General features: G+C 62.6%; 4 protein-coding genes. All 4 read left to right on the top strand.

Translation table 11 applies throughout. From position 1 onward, the window contains the following. Positions 1-697 (top strand): chemotaxis-specific protein-glutamate methyltransferase CheB (cheB, locus tag DCO47_RS26305; protein ID WP_116659249.1); only part of this gene is annotated, 697 nt, incomplete at its 5' end. Beyond that, positions 697-1,437, top strand: a complete 741-nt coding sequence (locus DCO47_RS26300) for a flagellar motor protein (protein WP_039763601.1) — start codon at positions 697-699, stop codon at positions 1,435-1,437. The genes cheB and DCO47_RS26300, both read left to right, overlap by 1 nt. A 12-nt stretch (positions 1,438-1,449) precedes the next feature. Further along, a complete protein-coding gene (gene motD, locus DCO47_RS26295) occupies positions 1,450-2,343 on the top strand; it encodes a flagellar motor protein MotD (RefSeq protein ID WP_371919904.1) in 894 nt (297 codons plus the stop codon). 43 nt (positions 2,344-2,386) lie between these two features. Beyond that, complete coding sequence (locus DCO47_RS26290; protein WP_024012121.1) at positions 2,387-3,175, top strand: ParA family protein; 789 nt, start codon at positions 2,387-2,389, stop codon at positions 3,173-3,175. The last annotated feature ends 76 nt before the right edge of the window (positions 3,176-3,251 follow it).

Raw genomic sequence — 3,251 nt, 5'->3', positions numbered from 1 at the left:
CGCTGCGCCAGCGCCGACGCCTGCCCCGGCAGCGTCGAGCTACAGCAGCCACAGCAGCCCTGTGCCGGCGCGTCCGGCGCCAGCGCCTGCTCGTGCATCCGCTGCCAGCGCTTCGTCGTCGGCCCCGAAACGCAAGGCCTACAAACTGGTTGCCATCGGCACCTCGACGGGCGGCCCGGTTGCGCTGCAACGCGTGCTGACGCAATTGCCGGCGAATTTCCCGGCGCCGATCGTGCTGATCCAGCACATGCCGGCAGCGTTCACCAAGGCCTTTGCCGAACGTCTCGACAAGCTCTGCCGCATCAGCGTCAAGGAAGCCGAGGATGGCGACATTCTGCGTCCGGGCCTGGCGCTGCTGGCGCCGGGTGGCAAGCAAATGATGATCGACGGCCGTGGCGCGGTGAAGATTCTGCCGGGTGACGAGCGTCTGAACTACAAGCCGTGCGTGGACATTACCTTCGGTTCGGCGGCGAAATCCTACGGCGACAAAGTTCTGGCAGTGGTCCTCACCGGCATGGGCGCCGACGGTCGCGAAGGCGCACGTCTGCTCAAGCAGGGCGGCAGCTCGGTGTGGGCGCAAGATGAGGCAAGCTGCGTGATCTACGGCATGCCGATGGCCATCGTCAAAGCCGATCTGGCTGACGCCGTGTACGGTCTGGACGATATCGGCAAGCACATCGTCGAGGCGTGTATCTGATGGATGTTCTCAGCCTTATCGGCCTCATCATGGCGTTCGTCGCCATCATCGGCGGCAACTACCTTGAAGGCGGTCACCTTGGCGCGCTGGCCAACGGCCCGGCGGCGCTGATCGTGCTGGGCGGCACGGTCGGCGCCGCGCTGCTGCAATCGCCGATGAGCGCGTTCAAGCGCGCGATGCAGATTCTCGCCTGGATCTTCTTTCCGCCGCGTGTCGACCTGGCCGGCGGCATCGACCGCGTGGTCAATTGGAGCCTGACGGCGCGCAAGGAAGGCTTGCTCGGTCTCGAAGGCGTGGCCGACGCCGAACCCGACAGCTACTCGCGCAAGGGCCTGCAACTGCTGGTCGATGGCGCCGAGCCGGAAGCGATCCGAAGCATTCTCGAAGTGGATTTCTACACCCAGGAATCCCGTGATATCGAAGCGGCCAAGGTCTTCGAAAGCATGGGCGGCTACGCGCCGACCATCGGCATCATCGGTGCGGTGATGGGCCTCATCCATGTGATGGGCAACCTCGCCGATCCGTCGCAACTGGGTAATGGCATCGCGGTGGCTTTCGTCGCGACGATCTACGGCGTGGCCAGTGCCAACCTGATCCTCTTGCCGGTCGCGGCCAAGCTCAAGTCCATCGCGTTGCGGCAGTCGCGTTATCGCGAAATGTTGCTGGAAGGAATTCTGTCGATCGCCGAAGGTGAAAACCCGCGCTCTATCGAGCTGAAGCTTCAGGGCTTCATGGATTGATGGGGGATATGGATCATGGCTCGTCGCAGGCATCAGGAAGAACACGTTAACCACGAGCGCTGGCTCGTGTCATACGCGGATTTCATCACTTTGCTGTTCGCGTTTTTCGTGGTGATGTACTCGATCTCGTCGATCAACGAAGGCAAGTATAAAGTCATCTCAGAAGCGCTGATCGGCGTGTTCACCGATTCCGATCGCTCGCTCAAACCGATTCCGATCGGCGACGAGCGGCCGAAGACCGTGACCCCGGCCAAGCCGCTGGTCAAGGATGCCGAGCAGGTTGACGCCGGTATAGCCGGGGCCAGCGATCCGCTGAAAAGCATCGCCGATGACATCAGCGCCGCGTTCGGTGACTTGATCAGCTCCAACCAGATGACCGTGCGCGGCAACGAGTTGTGGGTCGAGATCGAACTCAACTCCAGCCTGTTGTTCGGCAGCGGCGACGCGATGCCGAGCGACATCGCCTTCAACATCATCGACAAGGTCGCGGCGATCCTGAAACCGTTCGACAACCCGATCCACGTTGAAGGCTTTACCGACGATCAACCGATCCGCACCGCGCAGTACCCGACCAACTGGGAGCTGTCCTCGGCACGCTCGGCGAGCATCGTGCGCATGCTCGCCATGCAGGGTGTCAACCCTGGGCGTCTGGCGTCGGTGGGCTACGGCGAATTCCAGCCAGTGGCCAACAACGCCACGGTCGAAGGCCGGGCGAAGAACCGTCGCGTGGTGCTGGTGGTGTCGCGCAACCTTGATGTACGCCGCAGCCTCACCGGTACCGGAACCGCCAATGCGCAACCGGACGCAGCGTTGAAGCGCGCTGGCACACAAACTGCACCGACCCCGGTCAAGACGCCGGGACGCGAGAGTGCCGTCAATTCTCCGTCGCCCGCATTAACACGCTGAAGCATGTCTCGGTCAATCAACCTGGCCGGGAGGAACGAACTGAATGAGAGTCTGGGCAGTCGCCAATCAAAAGGGTGGTGTCGGTAAAACCACATCCTCCATCGCTTTAGCCGGGTTGCTGGCCGAGGCGGGCAAGCGCGTGGTTGTGGTCGATCTCGACCCGCACGGCTCGATGACCAGCTATTTCGGTTACGACCCCGACAGCCTGGAACACAGCAACTACGACCTGTTTCTGCACAAGGGCAGCGTGCCGCAAGGCCTCCCGGGGCAGTTGCTGCTGTCGACCAGCGACGAACGCATTTCCCTGCTGCCGTCGAGCACTGCGCTGGCCACCCTTGAGCGGCAGTCGCCGGGGCAGAGTGGCCTGGGTCTGGTGATCGCCAAGAGTCTGGCGCAGCTGTGGCAGGACTTCGATTACGCGATCATCGACAGCCCGCCGTTGCTTGGCGTGCTGATGGTCAACGCCCTCGCGGCGAGCCAGCAACTGGTGATTCCGGTGCAGACCGAGCACTTGGCCGTGAAAGGTCTGGAGCGCATGGTCAACACCCTGGCGATGATCAATCGTTCGCGCAAACAGCCACTGCCGTTCAGTATCGTGCCGACCCTGTTCGACCGCCGCACGCAGGCGTCGATGGGCACCCTGCGCGTGCTGCGCGACAAATTCCCCGACGATATCTGGCACGGCTACATCCCGGTCGATACCCGCCTGCGCGATGCGAGTCGCGCCGGTGTCACGCCTTCGCAATTCGACGGCAAGAGCCGTGGCGTGCTGGCCTACCGCGCGCTGCTCAAGCACCTGCTCGCGCAGCAACTTGTTCCGCAGGTGGCCTGAACATGATCTTTATTCCTGTAGGAGCTGCCGAAGGCTGCGATCTTTTGATCTGGCCTGTCAGTGCTCCTGAAAAGAT

The sequence above is a fragment of the Pseudomonas sp. NDM genome (genome assembly GCF_003105095.1).
In the GTDB taxonomy this organism is placed as follows: domain Bacteria; phylum Pseudomonadota; class Gammaproteobacteria; order Pseudomonadales; family Pseudomonadaceae; genus Aquipseudomonas; species Aquipseudomonas moraviensis_A.
This window is presented reverse-complemented; position numbering and strand designations above follow the sequence as displayed.